The following is a 26,726-nucleotide window of genomic DNA, read 5'->3' as shown; positions in this document are numbered from 1 at the left end:
ACCCGCTCTCAACACCCCGCGCCCGCCCGCCCCCGCCGCGGCGGCCCCCGCCCCCCCCCGCGCCCCCCCCCCGGGCGGCGGCGACGACGGCGGACCGGTGACGCTGCGCTACGCCTTCTGGGACGACAACCAGCGGCCCGCCCTCGAAGCGATGATCAAGGCCTTCAACGAGGACCACCCCGACATCGAGGTGGAGCTCGAGCAGAACCCCTGGGAGGACTACTGGGCTGGGCTCGACAGCCAGTTCGCGGCCGAGGAGGCCCCGGACGTGTTCTGGAACCACGTCTCCCGCTTCCCCACTTACGCCAGCAACGGCGTGCTGCTGCCGATCACCGACTACATCGAGGAGGACGGCGTCGACCCCTCGGTCTACCCCGCGAGCCTCTACGACTCCTGGCAGTTCGAGGACGACCAGTACGGCCTCCCCAAGGACTGGGACTCGATCGCGCTCGTCTACCGCCTCGACGCCCTCGAAGCCGCCGGCATCGACCCGGCCACCGTCAATGACCTCGAATGGAACCCCGTCGACGGCGGCACCTACGTGGAGTTCCTGCAGAAGCTCACCGTGGACGCCGACGGCAACAACGCCCTGAGCCCGGACTTCGACCCCGAGAACGTCGTCCAGTACGGCACTGCCATGTCCTCCAACACCGGCCAGACCGACTGGTGGAACTACGCGGTCCAGAACGGCTGCCAGCTCCAGACCGAGCCGTGGGGCGACTACGCCATCGACGCCCCCGAATGCGTCGAGGCGATCCAGTTCACCGCCGACCTCTACAACAAGTGGCACGTGGCCGTGCCCGCCGAATCCACCAACCAGCCCAACGGCGGCGTCCCCGGCGACTACGTCGTCCCCGGCCAGGCCGCCACCACCCTCGACGGCTCGTGGATGCTCAGCTTCTACCGCGACGGCCTCGAGCCGGGCACCTGGGCCGTGGCCGACAACCCGTCCGGGCCCGTCGGCTCCGGCACCGTCATCAACGGCCTCTCCAACGGCATCTACGCCGGCACCGAGCACCCCGACGAGGCCTGGGAACTCGTCAAATTCCTCGGTTCCGAAGAGGCCCAGGCCATCGCGACCGACATGGGCTCCGTCTGGCCCGGCGTCAGCTCCCTCAACCAGGGCTTCGCCGACTACTGGTCCGACGAAGGCATCGACGTCCACGGCTTTCAGACCGCCGCCGAAGGCACCACCATCGGCTACCCGCTCTCGATGAACGACGCCGCCTTCGGCACCGCCGCGCTCGACGAGTTCAATCAGGTCTGGCTCGGGCAGAAGGACGCCCAAGCCGCGGCCGAGGCGGTCGTCGCGATCGCCAACGCCGAATGATCCTGTAGCGAAAGGCAACCGACAGCATGAGCGCCGCCGGACCCCGACCCGTGAGCATCTTCGACGTGGCCAAGCTGGCGGGGGTGTCGCACCAGACCGTCTCGCGCGTCATCAACGACGCCCCGATGGTCGCCGACGCCACGCGGGCACGGGTGAAAGCCGCGATCGCCGACCTGGGCTACCGGCCCAACCGGTCGGCCCGCGCCCTCGCCGGCGGCGCCGTGCGGTCGGTCACCGTCCTCACCACCGACACCTCCCTGTACGGCACCGCCGAGACCCTGCGCGGCATCGAGGACGCCGCCAGGGCCGCCGGGTTCTCCGTGCTCATCTCCGTCATGGACCCCGACCAGGACTACAGCGAGGCCGACATCCTCGGCCGCCTCTCCCACGACGGCGCCGCCGCCATCGTCATCGCGCACGACGAGGTCACCACCTACGCGATGCGCGTCCTCCACGAGCGGCAGCCGGGCACCACCGTCGCCACCGGCGGCGAGCACCTCGGCAACGGCGACAGGGACGCCGACTGGCTCATCTCCCTCGACGACCGCACCGTCGCCGCCCGCGCCACCCGCTACCTGCTCGACATGGGGCACCGCACGGTCCACTACCTCGCCATCCCCGGCAAGGCCAGCCGCCGCACCGGCTGGGCCGAGGCGCTGGCCGCCGCCGGGATCACGGCCCCCGAAGCCGTGGACTCCGGCTGGTCGGTGGCCGCAGCGGCCGAGGCCGCGACCGGGCTCGTCGCCGACCCGGCTGTGACCGCCATCCTCTGCGGCAACGACGACCTCGCGTTCGGGGTCCTCCACGCCGCGCACCGCGCGGGCCGCAGCGTCCCCGGCGACCTCAGCGTCGTCGGCTTCGACGACTACCCGCTCGCCGCCTACCACGTCCCGCCGCTCACCACAGTGGACCTCGACTTCCGCGGCGTCGGCCGCGGCGCCTTCGACCTCCTGCGCTACAAGCTCGAAGGCGGCTCCGATCCCCGACCCTCCTGGCGCTCCCCGGAACTCGTCGTACGAGAGACCTCGGGACCGCCGCGTCAATGACGACAATTGAAAGGGCAGCAATGCATCCACTCCTCCGCAGAGGCCTCGCCGCCACTGCCGCGACCGGCCTCCTCACCGGTCTCGCCGCCGCGCCCGCGCAGGGCCAGGACGCGCCCGTCCTCGCCGTCGACTTCGGACACCTCACCGGCGCGCCCACGTACGGGGCCATCGGCTCCCTCTACGGCATCTCCGAATCCGGCGTCCCCGGGGACAGCCTCCTCGACCCGCTCCACATGTCCTCCATGGCGCCCAAGCCGACCGGCGGCACCCAGCATCCCAACGGCGACGCCAACGACGTGCTCGCCGCCCTCGCCGAGCACGACGGCGGCGACGCCTTCGTCAACCTCCAGGACTGGTACCCCGACTGGCCGTATCAGAACGACGGCATCGACGCCTACCTACAGGAGGTCGAGGAGATGGTGCCGATCATGGAGGCCTCCGAGCACGCCGACCGGCTCGTCTACGTGCCCTTCAACGAACCCGACTGGATCTGGTACAGCCGCGGCGGCGACTACGACGGCGCCCTCGCGCGCTACCTTCACGACTGGGACCTCGCCTACGAGCGCCTGCGCGAGATCGCCCCGGACACTCCCATCGCCGGGCCGAACGAGTCCCACTACGACGCCCGCTTCATGCGCGACTTCATGGAGCACGTCGTCGAGGCCGGGACCGTGCCGGACGTGATCACCTGGCACGAGCTCTCCCCGGACTCCTTGCGCTACTACGCGAACAACGAGGCGAACTACCGCGCCCTCGAAGCCGAACTCGGCCTCGAACCGCGCCAGGTCAACATCACCGAGTACGGCAACAACCGCGACTTCGGCATGCCCGGCCAGATGGTGCAGTGGGCCGCGATGTTCGAGGACACCGACGCGCTCGCGGACATGGCCTACTGGACCGCCGCGGGCGGCTTCTCCGGCAACGCCCCGCAGACCAACGTCCCGAACGGCGGCTGGTGGTTCCTGAAGACCTACTCCGGCATGACCGGCGAGACCGCGCAGGTCACGCCCCCGCAGGACAACACCATGGACACCCTCCAAGGCATCGCCACCTACGACGAGTCGAAGGAGCAGGCGCAGATCCTCTTCGGCGGCGGGTCGGGAGACACCACCGTCGACCTCACCGGGCTTGGCAGTGCCGGCATCAACCTCGGCAAGAAGGTCACCGCGACCGTGCACGAGATCGCCTGGACCGGCAACGAGGGCTCGGCGGCCGCGCCGCAGGCGATCGACCAGATCGCGTTGCGCCCCACCAAGGACGGCGCCGCGAGCATCGACCTCCACGACCTCGACCCCATGTCCGCCTATTGGATCACCCTCACGCCGGGCACCGGCAAGGTCGACACGATCGACGTGCCCTGGACCGGCACCTGGGAGGCCGAGGACGCCGCGATCACCGCCGGCGTCGTCTACGACGAGGGCAGCGCCGCCCGGCCGTTCTCCTTCCCGGCGTCCGGCGGGAAGAGCGTCGGTTCGCTCAACCGTCCCGAGAGCCGCGTGGAGTTCACCGTGGACGTACCCGAGTCAGGGACCTACGACCTCACCGTCACCTACGGGAACACCTACGGCCGCGACCTCGCCGCCGGCGCCTCGCCGACCGAGCAGTTCCTCACCGTCAACGGCGGCGACGCCGCCCACGTCACTTACCCCTCCACCATGCAGTGGGGTTCGCGCGGCCAGGTCACCGTCCAGGTCGACCTCGAAGCGGGGGAGAACACCGTCGCACTCGCCAAGAGCGACACCGAGGCCGGGACCGCCTACGGCGAAGCGGGACTCGACAAGATCGACCTCACCCCGTCCGTAGTGGACACCCACACCTACCCGGCCGTGTTCGCCCGCACCGAAGGCGACGCCGACCACCGCTACGGCCGCGATGAGGGTGTCTCGGTCGAGGGCGACGCACAGGTCGTCTTCGACGTGTACGCCCCGGCCGACGGCTACTACGAGGTCGCCGTGGACGCCGACGGCAAGGGCGAGCTGACCGTGCTCGGCCCGCACGGCGAGGACATCGCCTTCCCACTGCAGCGCGAGCAGACCCTCGCCCTCCATGAGGGCGTCAACCGCATCGCGCTCAGCGCCGACGGCCGCCGCGGCCTCCTCGTCCACGACCTCACCGTCACCGGCGACGGCGGCCCAGAGGGATTCACCCAGATCGCGGCCGCCGACGCCGCGCTCACCGGCACCGCCGCGCTCACCGAGAACACTTGGGCCACAACCGGACAGGCGATCACCGGCGTGGGCGGCGGCGAAGGCAACACCGCCACGCTCACCGTCGAAGCCGCCGAGGCCGGGCCGCACCTCCTGCTCGTCCACTACGCCAACGACGAGCGCACCGGCGGCCACGCCTACAACACCAACATCATCTCCCGCTACGCCGAGTTCACCGTGAACGGCGAAGCGGCCGCCACGGTGCCCATGCGCGGCACCTGGAGCTGGAACGACTTCTGGTCCTACCCGCTCATCGTCGACCTCGAGGAAGGCGTCAACACCATCGAGATCGGCAACCCCGGCCTGTTCACCGGCATCGGGGACCGAGAAGGCCGCACCGCGGACTTCGACCACTTCGAGCTCGCGCCGCTCCTCCGATAGGAGCAGCGCGTCAAGGAGAGCCTGCCCCGACCCCTCAGGGCGGGCTCTCCAACGCAGTACACCCGCATCACCCGAAGGGAAACCAATGCCAGCGCCAGACACCCGCCTCTGGGCCATCGACACGCCGAACACGAGCTATGTCGTGGCCGTCGACGAGCACGACCGGCTCCGCGGCCTCCACTGGGGACCGAGGCTGAGCCGCGAGCAGGCGCTGGCCCTCCTCGAGCTGCCCGAGTCGCCGTTCCGGCCCGTCGTGGGCCGCGAACCCCGGTTCGACCTGGGCGCCGCCTCGGCGTTCCAGTACGGCCACAACGGCCTCCAGGTCCGCTTCGCGGACGGCACCCGCGATCTCGAACTCGTCTTCACCGAGGCGATCGAGAGCGAGGGCGGCCTGGAGTTCGTCTTCACCGACCGGCACTACCCGCTCGAAGTGCGCGCCCGCTACCGCAACCACGCCGACTCCGACGTCATCGAGCGCGCGCTCACTTTGCGCAACAACGGCACCGAACCGATCGAGGTCGTCCGGGCCGACTCGGCGACCTGGGTCGTGCCCGCGCTCGACACGCCGCGCCTGAGCCAGCTCCACGGCGAATGGGGCGCGGAAACGCAGCTCACCCGCACCACGATCCCGTACGGCGAGACGGTGATCGGCTCCCGGCGCGGGGTCACCAGCCACCAGGCGAACCCGTGGGTCGCCGTCGACGACGGCGCGGCCACCGAGACCTCGGGCCGGGTCTGGTCGACCGCGCTGGCGTGGAGCGGCAGCTGGCGCATCACCGTCGAGAAGGGCCCCACCGGCAACGTCGTCGTCTCCGCCGGTTTCGGCCACGACCCGATCGCGATCCGCCTGGGCGGCGGCGAGACCCTGGAGACCCCGATCGCGGCTGGCCTCCACACCGAGCGAGGCTTCGCCGGGGCGGCGAGCGCCTGGCACGAGTACACGCTCGCGCACGTGATCCCGCACCCGGACGAGGTCCGCCCGATCCTCTACAACTCGTGGGAGGCTACGGAGTTCGACTTCACCGCCGAGGACCAGATGCGGCTGGCGGACCGGGCGGCCGCGATGGGCTGCGAGCTGTTCGTCATGGACGACGGCTGGTTCGGCGCGCGCGTCAACGACCGGGCCGGACTCGGCGACTGGACCCCGAACCCCGACCGGTTCCCGGACGGCCTGGGGCCCTTGATCAAGCATGTGCACGGCCTCGGGATGCGGTTCGGGATCTGGGTCGAGCCGGAGATGGTGAACCCCGATTCGGACCTGTACCGCGCCCACCCGGACTGGGTCTACCACCAGCCGCACCGCCGCCGCAGCGAGGTGCGCCAGCAGCTGGTGCTCAACCTGGCCCGCCAGGACGTGGCCGAGCACATTCACGCCCAGCTCGACGAATTGTTGAGCGACAACGAGATCGACTTCGTCAAATGGGACATGAACCGGCCCTTCACCGAGGCCGGCTGGCCCGGGGCGGAGGACCCGGACCGGCTCTGGTTCGACCACACCCGCAACCTGTACGCGATCCTGGACCGGCTCCGCGCCGACCACCCGGACCTGCGCATCGAGTCGTGCTCGTCGGGCGGCGGCCGGGTCGACTTCGGCATCCTGCGCCGCACCGACCAGGTGTGGACCTCGGACAACACGGACGCGTTGGACCGCATCGCGATCCAGGAGGGCTTCGCGCAGGCCTACGCCGCGCGGGTCATGGGCGCGTGGGTGACCGACTCGCCGAACCCGTTGACGCGCAGGGCGGTCCCGCTCGACTTCCGCTTCCACGTGGCGATGGCCGGGGTGCTCGCCGTCGGCGGGGACCTGCGGATCTGGAGCGACGAGGAGCAGGCGCGCGGCGCGGAGCTCGTGGCCGACTACAAGCGGATCCGTCCGACCGTGCAGCTCGGCCGCCGATACCCGCTGCGCGCGGGCACGGTGTCGGGCGTCCAGTACGCCAAGGACGACGCGGTCGTGGTCCTGGCCTGGCGCGCGGCGCGCTCCTTCGCCTACCCGGACCCGCTGCTGAAGCTCCACGGGCTCGACCCCGACGCCCGCTACCGGGACGAGCGCACCGGACGCGTCCACCACGGCGCGATCCTCGCCTCGCACGGCCTTGAGCTGGGCCTCGACCCGGCCGACTACGCCTCGGCGATGATCGAGCTCAAGCGGCTCCCGTAAGCCGCCGGTGGCGGCGGGCGATTCCGCTTGCCGCCACCGCCCCGGCTCGGCACACTGAGCCGATGCGCATCCGACCCGCCGTCACCGCCGACTTTCCACTCCTGCAGGACCTCGAACGCGCCGCGGGAGAGTGCTTCCGCGGCATCGGCATGCCCGAGATCGCCGACGACGAACCGTTCTCCTTCACCGAACTCGCCCGCCACCAGCGCATGGGCCTCGCCTGGGTCGCCGCCGAGGAGGACCTCCCCGTCGCCTACCTCCTCGCCGAACCGGTCGACGCCGCCCTCCACATCGAGCAGGTCTCGGTGCACCCGGACTTCGCCCACCGCCGCATCGGCCGCGCCCTCATCGAGCACGCGGCGGCCCGGGCCGCCGCCGACGGCCTCGACTCCCTCACGCTGACCACGTTCACCGAGGTCCCCTGGAACGCGCCGTACTACGCCCGCTGCGGTTTCACCCCGATCGCGCCCGGCGATCTCACCCCCGGGCTCCGCGAGGTCCGCGAGCAGGAGGCCGCCCACGGCCTCGACCGCTGGCCCCGCGTCTGCATGCGCCGTCCTCTGTAGCCCGCACGTCGCGGGCACGCAGACCGCTGTCGACGCCGGCATCGTCCGCTCGCGGAGTCCGCCCCCCGGACGCCTCGCCATCGGCTCCATCAGTCCCGTTACCCTCTGCGGGTGAGCAGCCTCGCCTCGAACGGCTCCGGCCCGGTGCCCGTCATCGTCCTCTCCGGCCACCTCGGTGCGGGGAAGACGACGTTGCTGAACCATCTGCTGAGCCGGCCGGGCGCCCGTGTCGGCGTGATCGTCAACGACTTCGGCACCGTGAACGTCGACGCCGCCCTCGTGACCGGGCAGATCGACGAGCCGGTCTCGATCTCCGGTGGCTGCCTCTGCTGCCTGGACGACATCGGGGGGCTCGACAGCGCTTTGGAGACGTTGACCGATCCCCGCCGTCGCCTCGACGCCGTCATCGTCGAGGCCAGCGGCATCGCGGAACCCGGCGTGCTGGCCTGGATGATCCGGGCGAGCAAGGTGGAGCGGGTGCGGCCGGGCGGCGTGGTCGACGTCGTCGACGCGGTCGAGCATTTCGCCACTGTGGACCGGGGCGGCTCGCCGCCCGCCCGGTTCGCCGTCGCGACGCTGGCGGTGATCAACAAGGTCGACAGGCTCCCCGCGGACCGGGCCGACGCCGCCGTCGCCGCGATCGAGGAGCGCATTCGCGAGGTCAACCCCGGTATCCACATCGTGCGCACGTCGCGTGGACGGGTGGATCCGGAGCTCGTGTACGACGTGGCGTCCGCCGAGGACCCTCAGGACGAGCTTCCCCTTGCGGCCCTTGCGAGGCAGTTGCATCAGCACGAAGGACACCGGCACGCGGCGGCCGTGACCGTGCGAACCGACGCCGCCGTGGACCCCGGCCGCCTGATCGGCCTGTGCCAGGACCCGCCGGAGGGCGCGTACCGGATCAAGGGCACGGTCGCCGTGGACACGGGTCGCGGTCTGCGGCGTTTCACGGTCAACGTCGTCGGCGACCAGGTGCACGTCGCCGACCGCGCCGGGAACGCGCCCGGCGGCGAACTGGTCGCCATCGGGACCGACCTCGACGCGGACGCGGTGCGGCCGAGACTCGAAGCCGCCCTCGTACCGACGGACAGCGGCGACCCTGAGGGGCTGCGGCGGCTGCTGCGGCTGCGCGACATCAGCGCCTGACGGGCCGGACCCACCGTCCCCGCATCGATTCGACCGGCGATGCAGCCGGCCTCGTCGTCGCCTTCGTTCTCGCCTGACGCACCGACGACAGCGCTACCCGTAGCGGGACTCGAGCCAGCCCACGGCGAAGTCCACCATGGCCGGTGCGTCCACGAGCACGCTGTCGGCTTCACCGATGCGGGCGCGCTCGCCCGCGCCCGTCGCGAGGAAGTCTTCGACGATGAGGCGGAAGTAGTCCTCGGGCGGGCCGGGAACCACCGGTTCGCTGGTGTCGAACTCCTCGACGACGCGCCAGGCCGTGCCGGTCGGGGCCGCCAGCGGGTACTCGATCTCGATGCGGCGCTTGCCGGGAAGGTCCGCCAGGTGCTCGGCGTGGTGCAGGAGCGTCATCGTGTCGAGCGGCGCACCGACCATGAGCACCCGGCCGCCGGCCGCGACGAGGCGCGCGAACGGCGAGTCCGCGCCGTATCCGTAGTCGAGCGGGTGGCCGACGGTGAACGCTTCGGCGCGGGCGCCGAGCGCCGCGACCGAAGCGCCCGGATTCCCGCTGCGGCGCACGCCCGCGCGGGTGCCGATCACGGCGGCGAGCACGCCGTGGTCGCGCGCCGGGCGGGCCGTCGCGGGATCGAACGGCGGCACGTGGTCGCGCAGCTCCGGCCGGACCCGGCCGTGCTCGTCCCACACGTCGACGCTCAGCTCCCAGTCCTGGTAGCTCAAGACCGTCCCTTGCGGACCTACAACCTCGAGCAGGGCGTCGACCAGCGCGTCCGGGCCGCCGAGCACCGGCCCCACCTTCCCGAAGGCCGCGTGGACCATCACCGCGTCGCCCTCGGACAGTCCGATCCGCCGGAGGTCGGCGGCCAGACTCGACCGCGTGATCACCGTGGCACTCATCCGCCGAGCATAGCCAGCTTCTCGGCGGCGTCGGTGCCCTCGGTCGGGGCGAGCCAGAGGAGGCGCTGGCCGCCGTCCTCGGTGAAGAGGTGGTGGCATTCGAGTTCGATCATGCCGATCGCGGGGTGGACGAAGCGCTTGCGGTCGAAGCGGCGCACCGCCACGTCCCGCGCCTCCCAGAGGCGGGCGAACTCGTCGCTGCGGTCGAGGAGGTCGGCGACCATCTTCTCCGCTTCGGCGTCGCCGCCCGCGAGGGCGCGCCTGGCGGCGATCGCGCGCATGTCCGCGACGAAGGACTGGGCGTGGCGCACATGGTCCGCGGCCGGGTACACCGCCCGCGCCGACGGATCGGTGAACCAGCGGTAGACGATGCTGCTCGCGTAGCCGGGCTCGCCGACCGGGTCGATCTCGCCGAGGAGTTCGGCCGCGAGCCGGTTCTGCGCGAGCGGCTGGTGCAGGTCCGTCATGATCCGCGCCGGAGTGCCGTCGAGGCGCTTGAGCAGGGCGAGAAGCGAAGGGTCGGTCTCGCGGGACGGTTCGCGGGGCGGCGGGGCCGGGTGCCCGGCGAGGTGGAACAGGTGGTCGCGTTCGTCGCCGGTGAGGCGCAGGGCCCGCGCGAGCGCGAGGAGCATCTGCGCCGAGGGCTGGACGCCGCGGCCGCGTTCGAGCTCGATGTAGTAGTCGATCGAGGCGTTCGCGAGGAACGCGACCTCCTCGCGGCGCAGGCCGGGCACGCGGCGGCGCGGCCCTCCGGTGAGGCCGACGTCGGCCGGCCGCAGCCGGTCGCGGCGCGAGTGGAGGAAGGCGGCGAGTTCAGTGGCGTCCACCCGTCAATCATCCACGCTCCGGCGGAACCGACGAGTCGACTGAGGGAGGGGTCGGCAACCCCGGGGTCAACGCAACCCTCGCTGACCTCGGCATTCGGGTCCAAGATTGCATCGACACCGAATGAAGGAGCGAGCAATGAGCATCGAAAACGGGACCCGCACGGCCATCGTCACGGGCGGCTCGCGCGGCATCGGCCGGGCGATCGTGCAGCGGCTGGCGGCGCAGGGCTACGCGATCGTGGTGGGCTACGCAGGGAACGCCGACGAGGCCGCCGCCGCGGTGAAGGAGGCGACCGCCGCCGGAGCGGAGGCGTTCGCGTACCAGGCCGACGTTGCCGACGAGACTGCCGTGGCCGCGATGTTCGCCGAGGCCGAGTCCCGCTTCGGCGGCGTGGACGCGGTCGTGAACTCGGCCGGGCGCATGTTCCTCGCGCCGGTGGCCGAACTGGATCTCGACGAGCTGGACGCCTTGCACCGCACGAACATCCGCGGGACGTTCGTGGTCGCCCGCGAGGCCGCCCGCCGCCTCCGCCCCGGCGGATCCATCACGCTGTTCTCCACTTCCGTCGTCGGCACGTACTTCCCGACCTACGGCGCGTACGCCGCCAGCAAGGGCGCGGTGGAGGCGCTGACGATGGTGCTCGCGCGCGAGATGCGGGGCCGGGACGTCAACGTCAACACGGTCGCCCCCGGGCCGACTGCGACGGACCTCTTCCTCGACGGCAAGAGCGAGGAGCTGATCGCCCAACTGGCGCAGGCGAACCCGCTCGAACGCCTCGGCGAGCCGCGCGACATCGCCGAGGTCGCCGCGTTCCTCGCATCCCCGGCGGGGCACTGGGTGAACGGGCAGGTCGTGCGCGCCAACGGCGGGATGGTGTGACGGAAAGGGGGGAGGCGGGGAGCGCCTTCCCCCGCTTCGCCGTGCGGCGATTCGTCCATTGCGGACCGACGAGCCCGAGCCGGGGACTCAGCGGGTCCCCGAACCGGGGGTTATCAAGCTGCAATCTTCGGCTTTCCAATTGGGGCCCAACGCTTTCGGAGCCGTCGACGAGAACCGTCCCCGTAGGGCTCGTGACACGTGAGGCCTCCTCTGGTAGGTTCGCTGAAATCGTTCTTAAGAACGTTTTCAACGACGAAAACCAGGGGCTGCGCATGGCCGAGACGAAGAAGTCCAACCTCGCGCTGGTCGCCGCGCGGGCCGGAGTCTCCGTGGCGTCGGTGTCGCGGGTCCTCAACGGAGGCGGGGCCTCCGCGGAGATGACCCGACGCGTCCGCGAGGCCGCCGAGGCACTGGGCTACGTGCCCGACACCAGCGCCCGAACCCTCCGCACGGGCCGCACCGACCAGATCGCGCTCGCCGTCGCCGACGTCGGCAACCCCGTCTACGTCCAGATGATGCGCACCGTCACCAGCATCGTCGGCAAGGCCGGCTACCGCCTCGTGGTCTCCTCCACCGGCTCGGACCCGGCCGACCAGATCGACCTGCTCTCGAGCCTCAACCGCGGCTACGCCGACGGTCTTCTTCTGAGCCCCTTGCGGATCACCGGCGAGCTCATCGACGCCATGCGCGGCAGCCGCCTCCCCATCGTCGTCATCGGCACCCTCCCGGCCGATGTGGAACTCGACAACGTGCGCGCCGACTCCGCCACCGGCATCGGCCTCGCCGTCGAACACCTCGTCGCCCAGGGCCGGCGCCGCATCGCCCTCGTCAACGGCCCCGTCGACACCGTCCCCGGCGCCGCCCGCCTCGCCGGCTACCTCGCCGCCATCGAGCGCTTCGACCTCGCCGCCAGCAGCGAACTCCAGGTCACCGCCACCGGATTCACCTACCGCGCCGGACGCCGCGCCACCGCGCAGCTCCTCGGCCAGTCCAGCCCCGACGCCATCGTGTGCGCCAACGACCTCCTCGCCGTCGCCGCCCTCAAAGAACTCGCCGCCGCCGGCGCCCGCGTCCCCGCGGACGTCGCCGTCGTCGGCATGGACGACACCGACGCGGCCGAACTCGCCACCCCTTCGTTGACCAGCGTCGACCTCGGCTCCACCAAGCGCGCCAAGGCCGCCGCGAAACTCCTCATCCGCCGCATCGAAGACCCGGACGCCCCCGTCCAGCGGCTCGTCATCGCCCCGAGCCTCTCCGTGCGCGAATCCACACAGGAGACCGCATGACCGCCCTCGCCGCCCCGCCGCGCAGGCGCCGCCGCAGCGCCGACGGCCGCGACGCCTGGCTCCTCGTCCTGCCCGCGCTCCTCCCGGTGATGCTCTTCAGCGTCTACCCGCTCGTCTACGGCGTGCTCCTCGGCTTCACCGACGCCGAAGCCGGGCTCAACGTCGAGACCCGCTTCAACGGCCTCGACAACTACATCGAGCTCGCCGGGAACGGCCTCTTCTGGGAATCGTTCAAGATCGGGCTCGTCTGGGCCTTCTCTGTCACGATCCTCCAGTTCCTCGCCTCCCTCGGCCTCGCGCTCCTGCTCAACCTCGACCTGCGGCTGCGCTGGCTCGCCCGCACGCTCGCGCTCATCCCATGGGCCATGCCGCCGGTGATCATCGCGATCATGTGGCAGCTCATGCTCAACCCCAGCTACGGGCCCGTCAACCGGATGCTCGACGCCGTCGGCCTGCCCTCGGACGTCAACTGGCTCGGCGAGGCCTCCATCGCCCTGCCCGTGGTCGTCGTCGTCGGCGTCTGGGCCGGCATGCCCCAGACCACCGTGACCCTCCTGGCCGGACTCCAGTCCGTCCCGGCCGAACTCAACGAGGCCGCCGCCATCGACGGCGCGAGCACCTGGCGCCGCTTCTGGCACGTCACCCTCCCCGCCCTGCGGCCCATCATCGTCGCGATCACCACCCTCGACCTGATCTGGAACTTCAACTCCTTCGCGCTCGTCTTCGTCCTCACCGCGGGCGGACCCGGCGGCACCACCATGCTCCCGAGCCTGTTCGCCTACAACGAGGCCTTCCGCTACGGCAACTTCGGGTACGCCGCGGCCATGGGCAACGTCATGGTGGTCCTGATCGGCGCGTTCCTGCTCTTCTACCTGCGCGGCCAGATGCGGAGGCGCCTCCAATGACGACCGTGACCAAGACCGTCGGCCGCAGCCCCTGGGCCCGGCCGCTCCAGTACCTGGCGCTGCTCGCCTACATGTGCTTCCTGGCGTTCCCGCTGCTGTTCCTGCTCACCACCGCGTTCAAGACGCCCCGGGAACTCCAGTCGCCCGACGCCGGCCTCCTGCCCGAACGGCTCGACTTCGGCAACTTCACCTCGGCGATCGACAAGGCGGACCTCTACACCGCGGCCGGCAACAGCCTCCTCGTGGCCGTCACGACCACCCTCGTCGTCACCGTCGTGGCCCTGCCCGCCGCCTACGCCCTCGTCCGCTTCCGCACGAAGATGCGGGCCGTGGCCACCGGGTGGATCCTGCTCAGCCAGGTCTTCCCGTTCATCCTCATCATCATCCCGCTCTTCCTGCTGCTCAAGAACATCGGACTGGTGAACACCCTCCTCGGGCTCGTGCTCGTGTACGCGGTCTGGTCGCTCCCGTTCTCGCTGTGGATGCTCCAGGGCTACGTCGCCGCGATCCCGGTCGAACTCGAGGAGGCCAGCGCCGTCGACGGCGCCGGGCGGCTCAAGACCCTCCGGAAGGTCGTCCTGCCGCTGCTCGCGCCCGGCCTGGTCGCCACCAGCCTGTTCACGTTCATCAACTCCTGGAACGAGTTCTTCTTCGCGCTCGTGCTCATCCAGGACCCGGACATGCAGACCCTGCCGCTCGCGCTGGCCCGCTTCGTCGGCGCGGAAGGGCAGGTCCAGCTCGGCCAGCTCGCCGCGGCCGCGCTCCTGGCCTGCATCCCGAGCCTCGTGTTCTTCCTGCTCATACAGAAACGGCTCACCGCCGGACTCCTCAGCGGCGCGGTCAAAGGCTGACCGATGCCGATCCCTACCGAAAGAGAGACATCAATGCGCACTCGCAACAGCGTCGTCGCGGGCCTCATGGCCGTACCCCTCGTCGCGCTCACGGGCTGCTCGGCCTTCGGCGTCGGCGGCGACGACGGCGAATCGAGCACCATCACGTTCCAGTCGCTCGCCTTCCAGGACACCACGATCGCCGCGACCCAGGAGATCGTCGACGCCTGGAACGAGGCGAACCCGGACACGCAGGTCGAGCTCGTGCAGGGCTTTTGGGACAACGTCCACGACCAGCTCGTGACCCAGTTCCAGGGCGGCACCGCGCCCGACGTCATCCACGACGAGTCCGCGGACATCATGGGCTTCGCCGAGCAGGGCTACCTGGCCGACCTGAGCCCGTACCTGAGCGAGGACGTGACCGGCGCGGTCTCCGACGACGTGTGGAAGTCCGTCACGGCCGGGGACGGCGCGGTCGTCGCGGCCCCGACCCTGCTCCAGTCCTATGTGGTGTTCGTGAACACGGACGCGTTCGCCGAAGCGGGCGTGGAGATCCCGGCCGGGGAGACCCTCGCCTGGGACGACTTCCAGGCCCTCGCCGCCGAACTGACCGCCGACGGCTCCTACGGCGTGGGCTGGGGCCTCCAGCAGCCGACCGCCGCCGTCATGAACCTGGCTCTCGGCTTCGACGGGACCTTCTTCTCCGGCGGGGGCGACGCCGCCTCGATCGAGGTGGGCGACAACGAACTCGCCGTCCCCGAGCGCATCCACGCCATGGCCTACGAAGACAAGTCCCTCGACCCGGTCTCGCTCACCCAGAGCGGCTCGGACGTCCTGCCCGGCTTCTTCGACGGCAAGTACGCCATGTACGTCGCGGGCAACTACGTCGCCCAGCAGATCACCGAATCCGCGCCCGAAGGCTTCAACTGGGCCGTCCTGCCCCCGCTCGCCGGCCCGGCCGGACCCGTCCAGGCCGCCAACCCGCAGACCATGTCCGTCTCCGCCGAATCCGACGACGTCGAGGGCGCCGCGGCCTTCATCGACTTCTTCATGCAGGCCGAGCACCAGGCCTCGCTCGCCCAGGGCGACTGGCTGATCCCCTCCTCCAACGAGGCCCGCGACCTCGTGGCCGAGCAGACCGCCGGCGAGAACGGCTGGGAGGCCATCCTCGCCTCCGGTGAGGGACTGACCGCCGCGCCGTTCCAGTCCGCCGTGAACTACCCGCAGTGGAAGGACCAGTACGCCACGCCTGCGCTCCAGCAGTACCTGGCCGACGAGATCACCGCCGACGAGCTCCGGCAGCAGCTCACCGACGGCTGGTCCGAACTGGGCTGACCCCCGACGCACCGCAATCGCGTCCGCTGGGGGCCGCCCCCAGGACCCCGGCGGACGCCACACCACCCGACAGCAAGGAGACACGATGACCCTGCCGCTGAAAGACCTGCTCGAGACGAAGGCCACCGGAGCGCTCGCGGGAGCGGCGGTGGGCGACGCGCTCGGCGGCGCCGCCGAAGGCAACACGCCCGAGGCGATCCAGCAGCGATACGGCGGATTCATCGAAGGGATCGTGCCCCCGTTCCTGGAGGACTGGCGCAACGCCCGCCCCATCGCCCCGTACCACAAGGGCGACGGGCACATCACCGACGACACCCTCATGACCACCGCGCTCGTCGACGTCTACGACACCGTCCGCGACCACCTCGACGCCCACGCCATCGCCGAGCACCTCGTGCCGCTCCTCATCGGCGACAAGCGCTGGATCCCCGAACTCGAATCCGAGGCGCTGCTCCTGCACCGCGTGTTCCTCGCCGAGAAATGGCTCGTCGCCAGACTCCACTACGGACACATCGATCCCCGCGTCGCCGGCGTCGGCAACATCGTCAACTGCGGCGCGACCATGTACGTCGCCCCGATCGGCATCGTCAACGCCGGATCGCCCGAGGCCGCCTACGCCGAGGCCATCGACGTCGCCGGCGCCCACCAGTCCAGCTACGGCCGCGAAGCCGCAGGGGTCTTCGCCGCGGCCGTCGCCGAAGCCATGCGGCCCGGCGCCGACGTCGGATCCGTCGTCGACACCGCCGTCCGCCTCGCCAAGGACGGCACCCGGCCCGCCATCGAAGCCGTCGCCGACGCCGCGACCCGCGTGAGCGACTGGCGCACCGGCCTCGCCGACCTGCGCCGCGCCGTCGAACCCTTCGACACCGTCGGCCCCGACTACCGGGCCCCGGCCATGGACGCGCGCATCCCCAGCCGCACCAAGGCGATCGAAGAACTCCCCATCGCCCTCGGCATGGTCATCGCCGCCCAGGGGGAGTACCGCGAAGCCGTCCTCGGCGCCGTCAACTACGGCCGCGACTCCGACTCCATCGCCGTCATGGCCGGCGCCATCACCGGCGCCCTCAGCGGCCTCGACGCCGTGCCCGCCGAATGGATCGACGGCGTCAGCGAAGGCAGCCGCCTGGACGTCACCGCCACCGGGCCCGTCATCGCCGCCGTCGCCCGCGACGTGTGGGCCGCCGACACCGCCCGCGCCGCCGCCGTCGCCGCGGCCCGCGACGCCTACGCGGGGGCCCGCTGATGCGACTGAGCTGGACCCAACCCGAAGACCTTCTCCCGCACGCCCTCGAGGCCGCGCGGCTCGACGGCCGCGACCAGCGCGAGATCCGCCGCCGCTGGACCGAAGCGGGCGGCTCGCCCGAACCCATCGTCTCCGGCGCCTCGCCCGAGCCCGCACCCGAGCACTTGCGAACGCTCGCAAGGACACTCCTCACCGAACTCGACGAACTCCCCGAGCAGCCGGCGCTCGCCGCCGCCGAACCCGAGGACCTCGACGCGATCCTGTCCGGTGGCGGCCCCGCGCTGGAGGCGCCCGGCCGCGACTTCGAGGACCGGCTCCTCGGTGCCTGGCTCGGCCGCGCCGCCGGATGCCTCCTCGGCAAACCCGTCGAGAAGCTCCCGCTCGAAGGCATCCGCGCCATCGCCCGCGCCACCGGGAATTGGCCGCTGGACTCGTACTTCACCGAGATCGGCCTCGACCCCTGGGTCGCCGGGAAGTACCCGTGGAACCGGCGCAGCCGCCCCAACAGCCTGGCCGAGAACATCGACGGTATGCCCGAGGACGACGACCTCAACTTCCCCCTCATCGCGCTCACCCTGCTGGAGCGCCACGGCCGCGACTTCACCACCGGCGACGTCGCCCAAGCCTGGCTCGACCTCCTGCCCGGCGGCCGCGTCTTCACCGCCGAACGCATCGCCTACCGCAACCTCCTCGACGGCTACGCGCCCGAGACGGCGGGCCGGGTCCGCAACCCCTTCCGCGACTGGATCGGCGCGCAGATCCGCACCGACGTGTACGGCTGGACCAATCCTGGAGACCCGGCCACCGCCGCTCGCCTCGCCTGGACGGACGCGCGACTGAGCCACGGCCGCAACGGGATCTACGGCGCCATGTTCGTCGCGGCCGCGAGCGCCGCGGCGGTCACGGGCGCGCCGATCGAAACGGTGATCGACGCGGGCCTCTCAGTCGTCCCGCCGACCAGCCGCTACTTCCTCGCCGTCATGCGCGGCCTCGAACTCGGCGAGGGCGACCTCTCCGACGAGGCCGCGGTCGACGCCCTCCACGCCGAGTACGGGCACCTCCACTGGGTCCACGTGCTCAACAACGCCGCGCTGCTCGCCTTTGCGCTCGCCCGCGGCGCGGGCGACTTCGAACGCACGATCACCCTGGCCGTCTCCGGCGGCTGGGACACCGACTCGGTGGGAGCGACGGCAGGCGCGCTCACCGGCGCCGTGACCGGCGCGAAAGGACTGCCGCCCAGATGGATCGACCCGCTCGACGACCGCCTCGCGAGCTCGGTCCCCGGCTTCGCCGGAACCCGGTTCTCGGCGCTGGCGGCAAGGACCGCGGAGGTGTCCCGATGAGCGTCGTCGTGCTCGGCAGCGCCAACCTCGACCTCGTCTACGAGGTCGACCGCATCCCCGCCCCCGGCGAGACCCTGCTCTCGCGCGGCTTCGCCGCGTTCCCCGGCGGCAAGGGCAACAACCAGGCCATCGCGACCGCGCGTTCGGGCGCCACCGTCCGCTTCATCGTCGCGCTCGGGCAGGACGCCGCCGGCGACCGCCTCGCCGCCGAGGCCCGGCGCGCGGGCATCTCCCTTGAGGACCGCCGCACCGACGCGCCCACCGGCACCGCCGTCATCTTCGTGGACCGGCACGGCGAGAACGCCATCGTCGTCGACTCCGGCGCGAACGCCGCGCTCACCGACCTCACCGAGAGCGAACTCGCCTCCATCGCCGCCGCCGACCTCCTTGTCCTGCAACTGGAGACGCCGCTCGACACGGTCGCCGACGCGGCCGCCGCCGCACGCTCCTCGGAGACGACGGTCATCCTCAACGCCGCCCCCAGCACCACCGTGCCCGCCGGACTCCTCGGCCAGGTCGACCTCCTGATCGTCAACGAGCACGAGGCCGCCGAACTCGCGGGCGAGCCCGACGGCACCGGCGAACGATTGCCGGTCGCGGCCCTCACCGGACACGGCTGCGCGGTGATCGTGACCCTCGGCGCCGAAGGCGCCCTGGTCGCCGTCCCCGGCCGGGAGCCCGTCAAGGTCCCGGCCATCGAGGTCGAGGCCAAGGACACCACCGGCGCCGGCGACACCTTCGTGGGCGCCCTCGCCGCCGCGCTCGACCGCGGCACCCGCGCGACCGACCTCGCGTCCCTGGTCGCCGCGACCGAGTTCGCGACCGCCGCCGCGGCGATCGCGGTGCAGCGCAAGGGCGCCGTCCCGTCCATCCCCACGCTGAAGGAGGTCGAGGAGTTCCGTGAACACCGCCGCTGACCCCGACGAAGCCGCCACCGACACGTTCGACCCGTTGGTGCCCAGGCCCATCGACCGGCCCACCGCGCTGCCCGCCGGCGGCCGGATCGACCCCGCGGCCGGAGACGTCGCGAAGATCTTCGCCGCACCCGACGACCCCGCCGACTGGCCCGCCTGGCGCGAGGACCTCACCGCCTGGCGGGACGAGGCGCGCCGGCGCCTGCGCTACAGCGGCGCGGCCTACGAGCACCCCCAGACCCGCTGGGCCGCAAGCGCCTACGCCGTGGCCCAGGTCTGGCTGTGGGACGAGCGCCTGTTCGACCACGCCCGGCAGCGGTTCACCGTGGACGCCTTCCTCGAATCGATCGCCGACCAGGGCGGCCTCGACGGCCTCGTCCTCTGGCACGCCTACCCCATCATCGGGATCGACGACCGCAACCAGTTCGACTACTACCGCGACGTGCCCGGCCTGGCGAAACTGGTGCGGGACTTCCACGACCGCGGCCTGCGTGTCTTCGTCGACTACAACCCCTGGGACACCGGGACGCGCCGCACCGGCCGCGGCGACGCCGAGGAGCTGGCCGCGCTCGTCACCGAGTTCGGGGTGGACGGCGTCTTCCTCGACACGCTGAAGGAAGGCGACGCGAACCTGACGCGCGCCCTGGCCGAAGCGACCCCGCCGCAGGTCCTCGAAGGCGAGTCCCGCGTCCCCAACCAGCGGGTCGAGGACCACCTGCTGAGCTGGGCGCAGTGGTTCGCCGACTCCGAAGCGCCCGGCGTGCAGCGTGCCCACTGGTACGAGCGCCGCCACATGATGCACTCGATCCGCCGCTGGAACCGCGACCACAGCGGCGAGCTCCAGTCCGCGTGGATGAACGGCACCGGCATCCTCGTGTGGGACGCCGTGTTCGGGGTCTGGGTCGGCTGGAACCGCCGCGACGAGGCCACGCTGCGCCGGATGCTCCGCGTCCAGCGCGCCGCCCACGACCTGTTCACCTCGGCTGCATGGGCGCCGCTCGACGGCGCCGCCGCCGAGGCGATCGAGGCCCGGGTCTACGTCTCGCGCTGGAATTCGGGCGGCACTACCTTGTGGACGATCGTGAACCGCGCCGAAGAGGAGTGGACGGGCGATCCGCTCGCCGCGCCGCTCCCGGAGGGCGGCAGGCGGTTCGACGTCACCGCGGGCACCGTCGTCGCCTCTGACGGCACCGTGCGCGTGCCCGGCCGCGGCATCGCGGGCGTCCTTGAACTCGCCCCTGGCGCCGAGGAGCCGGTCTGGCTCGCCGACCTGCTCAAGGCCGCCGCCGCGGACTCCGGGTCGGACGACGCCGCCTTCCCCGCGCGCGAGGCCGTCCGGGTCGTCCCGGCCGTCTCGGCATCGCGCCTCGCCCCGGGCGAGGCGGTGCGTGTCGCACCCGGCCGCCGCACCGTCACCGTGACGTTCCGCCGCCGGGAAACCGGCTTCTACCAGGGCGCGCCGTACGTCGAGGAGTGGAAGCCGCTGCCGCCGCGCCTCCACGACGACCGGGAGGAGACCCTCCCGGTCGACATCCGTGGCCCGGTGGCCGTCGCCGCGCGCGAGGTCACCGTCAACGCGTATCGGATCTTCCTCACCGCGACCGGGTACCGCCCGCAGACCGAGCACCGGTTCCTCTGCGGCACTGAGGAAGCCGACGACCACGCCCCGGTCACCGGCGTGTCCCTCGCGGACGCGCGCGCCTACGCCTCCTGGGTCGGCGCGCGCCTGCCCGACGAGTTCGAATGGCAGCTCGCGTCCGCGCAGCCCGGCTTCGAGCGGCGCACGCCCGCGGTCTGGAACTGGACCGAGAGCGAGCACTCCGACGGCGTCACCCGCTTCGCGATGCTCAAGGGCGGCAGCGAGCACCGCTCCGAGGGCTCCGACTGGTACACCGACGGCGGCGTGCGCCCACCGTCGTTCAGCCTCAAGTACCTGCTGGCCGGGCTCGGCGTCGAACGGTCGGCCGCCATCGGCTTCCGCATCGCCCGCGACCTGGACGAGTCCGACCGAGACCCCTTGGGGGACAAGGCATGACCGCACCGCTCGAAGGACTCCGGGTCCTCGACGCCTCCACGCTCTTCGCCGGGCCGATCGCCGCGACCTTCCTCGGCGACTACGGGGCCGACGTGATCAAAGTGGAGCACCCGACCCGGCCCGACGCGTCCCGGGGCCACGGCCCCGCGAAGGACGGCGTCAACCTGTGGTGGAAGACCTTGGGGCGCAACAAGCGCACCGTCACCATCAACCTCGGCACCCCCGAGGGCGCCGACCTGCTGCTGCGCCTCGCCGCCGGGGCGGACGTGCTCATCGAGAACTTCCGGCCCGGCACACTCGAACGCTGGGGCCTGGGGCCCGAGGTGCTGCACGAGGCGAACCCGCGGCTCGTCGTCGCCCGCGTGACCGCCTTCGGCCAGACCGGGCCGTACTCGTCCCGGCCCGGCTTCGGCAGCCTCGCCGAGGCCATGAGCGGCTTCGCGGCCCTCACCGGGCAGCCCGACGGGCCGCCGACCCTGCCGCCGTTCGGCCTCGCCGACGGCGTCGCGGCTCTGGCGACGGCCTTCGCCGTCATGACCGCGCTGCGCGCCGCCGACCGCGACGGGCGCGGCCAGGTCATCGACCTCGCCATCATCGAGCCGATCCTCATGCTCCTGGGCGGCCAGATCACCGCCTACGACCAGCTCGGGATCCTGCAGCCGCGCAGCGGGAACCGCTCGGTCAACAACGCGCCGCGCAACGTCTACCGCACCGGCGACGGCGACTGGGTGGCCGTCTCGACCAGCTCCCAGTCCATCGCCGAGCGCGTCATGGGCCTGGTCGGGCGCGAGGACCTCGTGGCCGAGCCCTGGTTCGCCTCCGGCCACACCCGCGCCGAGCACGCCGACGAGCTGGACGAGGCGGTCGCCGCCTGGATCGGGGCGCGGCCCACCGGCGAAGTGATCAACGCGTTCGAGGGCGCCCAGGCCGCGATCGCCCCGGTCTACGACGTGCGCGGCGTCCTCGCCGACCCGCAGTACCAGCACATCGGCACCGTCCAGACCGTTGAGGACGAGGAGCTGGGGCCCTTGAAGATGCAGAACGTGCTCTTCCGCCTCTCCGCGACCCCGGGCGCGATCCGGTGGACCGGGCGGCGGCACGGCCAGGACACCGACGAGGTGCTCGCCGAGGCCGGCGTGACCCGCGAGCAGTTGGAAATCCTGCGCGAGAGGGGCGTGATTTGAGGCCGCTCACCGCCCTCTACGTGCCCGGGGACCGGCCCGAGCGCTTCGACAAGGCCGTCGCCTCCGGTGCGGACGTCGTCATCCTCGACCTCGAGGACGCGGTGCCCGAGCGCTCCAAGGCCGAGGCTCTCGCGAACATCGTGGCGTGGCTCGGCTCGCCGCCGCCGGGCGTGTCCGTCCAGGTGCGCGTCAACGAGCATGCGGCCCATGAGATCCGGGCTGTCAGGGCCACCGGCGCGGCCGTCGGCCTCCGCATCCCCAAAGTGGAGGACCCCCGCGAGCTCGACGGCATCGCGGTGCTCGCCGAGGGCCTGCCGCTCACCGCGCTGATCGAATCGGCGCGCGGCATCGAGCACGCCGCCGCCATCAGCGCGCACCCCGCCGTCCACGAGGTCGCCCTCGGCGAGGCCGACCTCGCCAGCGACCTCGGCGGCACCGACCCGCTCGTGCGCGACCACCTCCGCGTCCGCCTTCTCATCGCCGCCCGCGCCGCCGGGCTCCCCGCGCCGATGCTCTCGGCCTACCCCGCGATCCGGGACCTCGACGGCCTGCGCGCGGACACCGAGCGCGGCAAGGCGCTCGGCCTGCGGGGCCGTGTCGCGGTCCACCCCGCGCAGCTCGCCGTCATCAGGGAGGTCTTCGCCCCGGATGAGGAGGACCGCGCGTGGGCCCGGGCCGTGGTCGACGCGCTCGAAGGCGGCGGCGTCGCCACCCTCGCCGACGGCCAGATGGTCGACCCGGCGATGCTCGGCCGCGCCCGCCGGATCCTCGAACCCTGACCCGGCCTCATCGTGCACAGCGAAAGGGGGAGGCGGTGACGCCTCCCCCTTTTCGGACTGCGGTTACGCGGCCTCGACCAGCTCGGACTTGCGGGTCCGGACCGTGATCGCGGCGAGCACGACGCCCGCGAGGGCGACCGCCGCGGCCGCGACGAACGCCGCCGAGAAGCCGTCCGTCAAGGCCACCGGGTCGCCGAGCTCGTTGGCGCCGAACGGGACCGCGATGGCGGTGACCACGGCGAGGCCGAGCGCGGAGCCGATCTGGTAGCTCGTGTTCACGATCCCCGAGGCCAGGCCGCCCTGTTCCGGTGCGGCGCTGGAGATCGCCATCTGCAGCGACGGGATGAACGCGAGCGACATGCCGAGCGCGGCGACCAGCGAGGCCGGGAGCACGTCCACCACGAACGTCCCTTCAGGATGCACGAACGAGAGCCATCCCAGGCCGCCGGCGAGCAGCACCAGGCCGGTGGTGATCATCGCCTTGGGCCCGAACTTCGCCGTCAGGCGCGGCGCGATGACGACCATGCCGAGCATGATGAGCGCGGTCATCGGCAGCAGTGCCGCCCCGGACGGGAACGCCGAGTAGCCGAGCACCTGCTGCAGGTAGAGGTTCAGGAAGAACCACATCGGCACCCACGCGGCCCCGAGCAGCGCCTGGGCCAGGTTGGCCGCGCCGAGGTTCGCGGAGGCGAAGATCGTGAGCGGCATCAGCGGCTCGCGCCGCTTCGCCTGCACTGCAAGGAACACCACGAGCAGTGCTACGGCTGCGACCAGGACGCCCCAGGTCTGGGCGCTCGCCCAGCCCACTTCAGGCGCCCGCACGATCGCGAAGACCAGGCCGCCGAGGCCGAGCGTGGCGGTGGCCGCGCCGAGCCAGTCGATCGAGCCGCGCGTCCCCGCGCCGCCGGGCAGCAGAGCGGGCGCGGCGATCACGGCGAGCGCCGCGATGGGCAGGTTGATGTAGAACACCCAAGGCCATGAGGCGTACTCGGTGATGAGCCCGCCGAGGAAGACCCCGGCCGTGCCGCCCGCCGGGGCGGCCGCGCCGTAGACCGCGAAGGCCTTCATGAGCTCCTTCGGGTCGGCGCCGAACAGCATCATGAGCAGCGTCAGCGCCGAGGGCGCGATGAGTGCCGCGCCCACGCCCTGCACGGCGCGGCCGGTCAGCTCGACCGCCACGTCCGAGGCGAGGCCGGCGACGAGCGAGCCGATCCCCAGGACGATCCAGCCGAGGCTGAAGACCCGCCGGGCGCCGAGCAGGTCCGAGAGCCGCCCGCCGAGCAGGAGCAGGCCGCCGAAGACGACGACGTAGGCGTTGAAGACCCAGGACAGGTCCTCTTGTGTGAAGCCGAGCTCGGCCTGCATCTCGGGCAGGGCGACCCCGATGATCGAGGTGTCCATGATGACCATGAACTGGGCCAGGGCGATGAGCGCGAGGGCGGTCCAGCGCCGCGAGGCCGGCGGTGTCGATGTGCGTGACATGACCTCTCCTAAATACCGGTGGGGGGTATAGTGCGGTGGCACTGCACCCCTTGAGGGCGAACCGTTCCGGGGCCGGAACGGCGGGCGGCCCGAAAGCCGCCCGCCATTTCTAACATACCCCTGGGGGGTATATCAACCCGCCATCGCGGGTGGCCCTGAGCACTCCGGCGTCCGCTCCCATCCCGCCTCCCACAACTCGTCGGCCACGGACTCGGCCACATGCAGCGCGTCGACGAGGACGTGCACCTGCCCGCGCGCGGGCGTGACGTCCACGTTCATCACCCCGACCACGCCGAGCAGCCGCTCCCTCAAGCGGGCGACGCAATGCGCGCAGGTACCCGCGTCGAGCGCGGTGAGCCGGAACGCGACCAGGCTGTAATCGACGACGATCATGTCCATCTCCTCCAATGGGACCGTCCCTCCCGACCGATACCCGCCATGGGTATCTTGGTGAACGCCCGCCCCAATGCTCGCGGCCACCGGAACCCGCGTCCACGAATTCGCCTGTCCGGTCCCCGCCATGACGTGAACCGGACATGACGCGAAGGAACCCGATGGACCGCACCACCACTGCCGATGACGCTGCCGCGCAATCGGTCTACCGCCACATGCGCCTTGAGGGCGCCACACTGGAGCAAGCGGTCGAACGCGCCGGCCTACCCCTCGCCGAGACCCCGCGCATCCGCGCCCGCCTCGCCGGGCTCGGCCTCCTCGACCCCGCCGCCGAAGTCGCCACCGACGCCGCCGCCGCGCTCAGCCGCATGCTCGACGACGGCCGCGACCGCCTCGCCGAAGCGCTGCGCGCGGTCGCCGAGCACCAGAACGACGCGCTCACCCTCGCCACCGGCTACCTCGGCACCGCCCTCCAGGCGACCGGCGCGGCCGTCGAGATCATGCCCAAGGACGACCGCTTCCGGCTCCGGATGGAGACGCTGCTCGAGCACGCCGCGGCGACGACCCGCACCGAACTGGTCGCCATGCACCCCAACGCGGTCTGGGACGAGCGGTACTTCGGCGTCGCCCTCGAACGCACCCGCCGCCAGCGCGAACGCGGCGTCGAGATCCGGACCCTGTACTCCCAGCAGACCCTGCGCGACGCCTCGCTGCGGGATTACATGCGGCGCAAGGCGGCCCTGGGCATGCGGATCAGGGCCGCGCCGATCACGCCCATCCGGATGCTCGTCTACGACCGGGAACTGGCCATCGTCGACGCGCCCCGAGACGCCGACATCGGAGCGATCGTCATCCGCGACCGCCTGCTCGCCGAGCCGCTGGTCGAGTTCTTCGAGTACTGCTGGATCACCGCCTCGGACCTCGACGACGTCGTGGGCAGCGCCGACGAATCCGGCCTCACCGACCAGCAGCGCGCCGTGCTCCGGCTCCTCGCCTCCGGCGCGAAGGACGAGGCCATCGCGCGCGGCCTCGAGATCTCGGTGCGCACGGTGACGCGAATCGTGGCCGAGCTGTCCGCCCAGCTGGGCGCCGCCAGCCGCTTCCAGGCCGGCGTGAAGGCGGCCAGGCTCGGCTGGCTCGACTGACCCGGTTTCCCGACCCGCCCCTTGACGATGATACCCCTAGGGGGTATAAATATCTCTGCCGACGCGAAGCGCGCCGCGGCCGGTCACCATCCGACGCAATGAAAGCGAGCACCGCCATGTGCAACTCCGAAGCCTCGAGCTGCCACACCGACACCGCTGCCGACGCGAACGCCGAGACCGCCGAATGCCCGGTCATGCGCGGCAGCACCGTCGTCAAGGCCGTCGCCGAAGCCGCCGGCCTCTTCCGCGACTACGAAGGCCAGCGCTTCTGGTTCTGCTGCGCCGGCTGCGGCCCCGCCTTCGACGCCGACCCCGCCAAGTACGCCCTCGCGGTCTGAACCTCGGCTCCCGGGCCCCCCCCCCCGGCCCCCGGCCCCCAGGAGGACACCGCATGCAACAACACCGAGCCGCCCG

General features: G+C 71.8%; 23 protein-coding genes. 19 read left to right on the top strand and 4 right to left on the bottom strand.

Annotated features, from left to right (window positions below; genetic code table 11):
* The 6 genes from O2L01_RS02655 to O2L01_RS02630 form a co-directional block, all read left to right on the top strand.
* A partial coding sequence (locus tag O2L01_RS02655) for an ABC transporter substrate-binding protein (protein ID WP_270120190.1) occupies positions 1-1,330 on the top strand: 1,330 nt, incomplete at its 5' end.
* Positions 1,331-1,356: 26 nt separating this feature from the next.
* The gene (locus O2L01_RS02650) at positions 1,357-2,376 is read left to right on the top strand and encodes a LacI family DNA-binding transcriptional regulator (RefSeq protein ID WP_270120189.1); all 1,020 of its coding nucleotides are present in this window, start codon (positions 1,357-1,359) and stop codon (positions 2,374-2,376) included.
* A 20-nt stretch (positions 2,377-2,396) separates the two neighbouring features.
* A complete protein-coding gene (locus O2L01_RS02645; protein ID WP_270120188.1) occupies positions 2,397-4,964 on the top strand; it encodes a carbohydrate-binding protein in 2,568 nt (855 codons plus the stop codon).
* Between the two features lie 85 nt (positions 4,965-5,049).
* Positions 5,050-7,125, top strand: a complete 2,076-nt coding sequence (locus tag O2L01_RS02640; RefSeq protein ID WP_270120187.1) for an alpha-galactosidase — start codon at positions 5,050-5,052, stop codon at positions 7,123-7,125.
* A gap of 62 nt (positions 7,126-7,187) precedes the next feature.
* Positions 7,188-7,691, top strand: a complete 504-nt coding sequence (locus tag O2L01_RS02635) for a GNAT family N-acetyltransferase (protein WP_270120186.1) — start codon at positions 7,188-7,190, stop codon at positions 7,689-7,691.
* Between the two features lie 111 nt (positions 7,692-7,802).
* Positions 7,803-8,837 (top strand): CobW family GTP-binding protein, encoded by a 1,035-nt coding sequence (locus O2L01_RS02630; protein WP_270120184.1) that lies wholly within the window; start codon positions 7,803-7,805, stop codon positions 8,835-8,837.
* A gap of 93 nt (positions 8,838-8,930) precedes the next feature.
* Here O2L01_RS02630 and aac(3) read toward each other — a convergent pair whose 3' ends face one another.
* Positions 8,931-9,731 (bottom strand): aminoglycoside 3-N-acetyltransferase, encoded by an 801-nt coding sequence (gene aac(3) / locus O2L01_RS02625; RefSeq protein ID WP_270120183.1) that lies wholly within the window; start codon positions 9,729-9,731, stop codon positions 8,931-8,933.
* Entirely contained in the window at positions 9,728-10,558 is an 831-nt protein-coding gene (locus O2L01_RS02620; RefSeq protein ID WP_270120182.1) for an MmyB family transcriptional regulator, read from the bottom strand. Before O2L01_RS02620 ends, aac(3) begins: the two co-directional genes overlap by 4 nt.
* Before the next feature lie 136 nt (positions 10,559-10,694).
* On the opposite strand from O2L01_RS02620, the gene O2L01_RS02615 reads away from it, so the two are divergent.
* From O2L01_RS02615 to O2L01_RS02565, 11 genes are all read left to right on the top strand, one after another.
* On the top strand, positions 10,695-11,438 hold the full coding sequence (locus tag O2L01_RS02615) for an SDR family oxidoreductase (RefSeq protein WP_270120181.1): 744 nt from the start codon (positions 10,695-10,697) through the stop codon (positions 11,436-11,438).
* Positions 11,439-11,710: 272 nt separating this feature from the next.
* Positions 11,711-12,724: a LacI family DNA-binding transcriptional regulator gene (locus tag O2L01_RS02610; RefSeq protein ID WP_270120180.1), complete on the top strand. Its 1,014-nt coding sequence runs from the start codon at positions 11,711-11,713 to the stop codon at positions 12,722-12,724.
* A complete protein-coding gene (locus O2L01_RS02605) occupies positions 12,721-13,629 on the top strand; it encodes a carbohydrate ABC transporter permease (RefSeq protein ID WP_270120179.1) in 909 nt (302 codons plus the stop codon). The genes O2L01_RS02610 and O2L01_RS02605 overlap by 4 nt, the downstream gene beginning before the upstream one ends.
* Positions 13,626-14,480: a carbohydrate ABC transporter permease gene (locus O2L01_RS02600; protein WP_270120178.1), complete on the top strand. Its 855-nt coding sequence runs from the start codon at positions 13,626-13,628 to the stop codon at positions 14,478-14,480. Before O2L01_RS02605 ends, O2L01_RS02600 begins: the two co-directional genes overlap by 4 nt.
* A gap of 33 nt (positions 14,481-14,513) precedes the next feature.
* On the top strand, positions 14,514-15,794 hold the full coding sequence (locus O2L01_RS02595; RefSeq protein WP_270120177.1) for an ABC transporter substrate-binding protein: 1,281 nt from the start codon (positions 14,514-14,516) through the stop codon (positions 15,792-15,794).
* Positions 15,795-15,879: 85 nt separating this feature from the next.
* On the top strand, positions 15,880-17,037 hold the full coding sequence (locus tag O2L01_RS02590) for an ADP-ribosylglycohydrolase family protein (RefSeq protein ID WP_270120176.1): 1,158 nt from the start codon (positions 15,880-15,882) through the stop codon (positions 17,035-17,037).
* The gene (locus O2L01_RS02585) at positions 17,037-18,380 is read left to right on the top strand and encodes an ADP-ribosylglycohydrolase family protein (RefSeq protein WP_270120175.1); all 1,344 of its coding nucleotides are present in this window, start codon (positions 17,037-17,039) and stop codon (positions 18,378-18,380) included. The genes O2L01_RS02590 and O2L01_RS02585 overlap by 1 nt, the downstream gene beginning before the upstream one ends.
* On the top strand, positions 18,377-19,297 hold the full coding sequence (locus O2L01_RS02580; protein WP_270120174.1) for a ribokinase: 921 nt from the start codon (positions 18,377-18,379) through the stop codon (positions 19,295-19,297). Before O2L01_RS02585 ends, O2L01_RS02580 begins: the two co-directional genes overlap by 4 nt.
* A complete protein-coding gene (locus O2L01_RS02575; RefSeq protein WP_270120173.1) occupies positions 19,281-21,329 on the top strand; it encodes an SUMF1/EgtB/PvdO family nonheme iron enzyme in 2,049 nt (682 codons plus the stop codon). The genes O2L01_RS02580 and O2L01_RS02575 overlap by 17 nt, the downstream gene beginning before the upstream one ends.
* Positions 21,326-22,513 (top strand): CaiB/BaiF CoA transferase family protein, encoded by a 1,188-nt coding sequence (locus O2L01_RS02570; RefSeq protein WP_270120172.1) that lies wholly within the window; start codon positions 21,326-21,328, stop codon positions 22,511-22,513. Before O2L01_RS02575 ends, O2L01_RS02570 begins: the two co-directional genes overlap by 4 nt.
* Entirely contained in the window at positions 22,510-23,292 is a 783-nt protein-coding gene (locus O2L01_RS02565; protein ID WP_270120170.1) for an HpcH/HpaI aldolase/citrate lyase family protein, read from the top strand. Before O2L01_RS02570 ends, O2L01_RS02565 begins: the two co-directional genes overlap by 4 nt.
* 63 nt (positions 23,293-23,355) lie before the next feature.
* Here O2L01_RS02565 and O2L01_RS02560 read toward each other — a convergent pair whose 3' ends face one another.
* Positions 23,356-24,774, bottom strand: a complete 1,419-nt coding sequence (locus tag O2L01_RS02560; RefSeq protein ID WP_270120168.1) for an MFS transporter — start codon at positions 24,772-24,774, stop codon at positions 23,356-23,358.
* Positions 24,775-24,906: 132 nt separating this feature from the next.
* Entirely contained in the window at positions 24,907-25,167 is a 261-nt protein-coding gene (locus O2L01_RS02555; protein WP_270120167.1) for a heavy-metal-associated domain-containing protein, read from the bottom strand.
* 161 nt (positions 25,168-25,328) lie between these two features.
* Here O2L01_RS02555 and O2L01_RS02550 point away from each other — a divergent pair, with 161 nt between their 5' ends.
* A complete protein-coding gene (locus O2L01_RS02550) occupies positions 25,329-26,312 on the top strand; it encodes a helix-turn-helix transcriptional regulator (RefSeq protein WP_270120165.1) in 984 nt (327 codons plus the stop codon).
* A 116-nt stretch (positions 26,313-26,428) separates the two neighbouring features.
* The gene (locus O2L01_RS02545) at positions 26,429-26,650 is read left to right on the top strand and encodes a YHS domain-containing protein (RefSeq protein WP_344468977.1); all 222 of its coding nucleotides are present in this window, start codon (positions 26,429-26,431) and stop codon (positions 26,648-26,650) included.
* Positions 26,651-26,726: the final 76 nt, after the last annotated feature.

It is taken from the genome of Glycomyces lechevalierae (assembly GCF_027622945.1).
Classification (GTDB): Bacteria; Actinomycetota; Actinomycetes; order Mycobacteriales; family Micromonosporaceae; genus Glycomyces; species Glycomyces rutgersensis.
The sequence above is the reverse complement of the archived record's forward strand: the minus strand, read 5'-3'. Positions and strand labels throughout refer to the sequence as shown.

Coding starts and splice junctions, on each gene's coding strand:
- O2L01_RS02650 (WP_270120189.1), top strand. CDS start 1,357: ATGAGCGCCGCCGGACCCCGACCCGTGAGCATCTTCGACGTGGCCAAG.
- O2L01_RS02645 (WP_270120188.1), top strand. CDS start 2,397: ATGCATCCACTCCTCCGCAGAGGCCTCGCCGCCACTGCCGCGACCGGC.
- O2L01_RS02640 (WP_270120187.1), top strand. CDS start 5,050: ATGCCAGCGCCAGACACCCGCCTCTGGGCCATCGACACGCCGAACACG.
- O2L01_RS02635 (WP_270120186.1), top strand. CDS start 7,188: ATGCGCATCCGACCCGCCGTCACCGCCGACTTTCCACTCCTGCAGGAC.
- O2L01_RS02615 (WP_270120181.1), top strand. CDS start 10,695: ATGAGCATCGAAAACGGGACCCGCACGGCCATCGTCACGGGCGGCTCG.
- O2L01_RS02610 (WP_270120180.1), top strand. CDS start 11,711: ATGGCCGAGACGAAGAAGTCCAACCTCGCGCTGGTCGCCGCGCGGGCC.
- O2L01_RS02605 (WP_270120179.1), top strand. CDS start 12,721: ATGACCGCCCTCGCCGCCCCGCCGCGCAGGCGCCGCCGCAGCGCCGAC.
- O2L01_RS02600 (WP_270120178.1), top strand. CDS start 13,626: ATGACGACCGTGACCAAGACCGTCGGCCGCAGCCCCTGGGCCCGGCCG.
- O2L01_RS02595 (WP_270120177.1), top strand. CDS start 14,514: ATGCGCACTCGCAACAGCGTCGTCGCGGGCCTCATGGCCGTACCCCTC.
- O2L01_RS02590 (WP_270120176.1), top strand. CDS start 15,880: ATGACCCTGCCGCTGAAAGACCTGCTCGAGACGAAGGCCACCGGAGCG.
- O2L01_RS02585 (WP_270120175.1), top strand. CDS start 17,037: ATGCGACTGAGCTGGACCCAACCCGAAGACCTTCTCCCGCACGCCCTC.
- O2L01_RS02580 (WP_270120174.1), top strand. CDS start 18,377: ATGAGCGTCGTCGTGCTCGGCAGCGCCAACCTCGACCTCGTCTACGAG.
- O2L01_RS02570 (WP_270120172.1), top strand. CDS start 21,326: ATGACCGCACCGCTCGAAGGACTCCGGGTCCTCGACGCCTCCACGCTC.
- O2L01_RS02560 (WP_270120168.1), bottom strand. CDS start 24,774: ATGTCACGCACATCGACACCGCCGGCCTCGCGGCGCTGGACCGCCCTC.
- O2L01_RS02555 (WP_270120167.1), bottom strand. CDS start 25,167: ATGATCGTCGTCGATTACAGCCTGGTCGCGTTCCGGCTCACCGCGCTC.
- O2L01_RS02550 (WP_270120165.1), top strand. CDS start 25,329: ATGGACCGCACCACCACTGCCGATGACGCTGCCGCGCAATCGGTCTAC.
- O2L01_RS02545 (WP_344468977.1), top strand. CDS start 26,429: ATGTGCAACTCCGAAGCCTCGAGCTGCCACACCGACACCGCTGCCGAC.